We start from the raw sequence: 453 nt of genomic DNA, 5'->3' as shown, positions 1-453 counted from the left end.
CGACGGCGCGACCCCGCAGGAGCGCCCGCTGCGCCACGTGTGGAACGCGTGCCTCGGAGCGGGCCGCGCCAACGAGGCGCTGCGCGCCGACTGGCAGGCGCACTTCCGCGAGGCCGTCGAGGTGCTCGGGGCCCGCACCGTGCGGTTCCACGGCATCTTCCACGACGACATGTTCGTGTACCGCGCGACGTACGGCGGCGGCTTCGGCCCCGACAACGTGCTGCCCGAGCCGGTGATCACGTTCAGCTACGTCGACAAGGTCGTCGACTTCATCCTCGACGTCGGCGCGCGGCCGTTCGTCGAGCTGGGGTTCATGCCGCGCGCGCTCGCCACGCAGACCCAGACGCTGTTCTGGTGGAAGGCGCACTGCAGCCCGCCCAACGACATGGGCGCGTGGGCCGAGCTCGTGCGCGCGACCGTGCAGCAATGGGTCGACCGATACGGCGTCGACGA

1 pseudogene is annotated in these 453 nt (G+C 71.5%); it reads left to right on the top strand.

The features are described 5' to 3' along the window. Positions 1-453 (top strand): annotated as a pseudogene (locus tag G3I71_RS47440) (beta-xylosidase); the annotation flags it as partial.

Origin of the sequence: Streptomyces sp. SID12501, assembly GCF_010550245.1 — a bacterium.
GTDB lineage: Bacteria > Actinomycetota > Actinomycetes > Streptomycetales > Streptomycetaceae > Streptomyces.
This window is presented reverse-complemented; position numbering and strand designations above follow the sequence as displayed.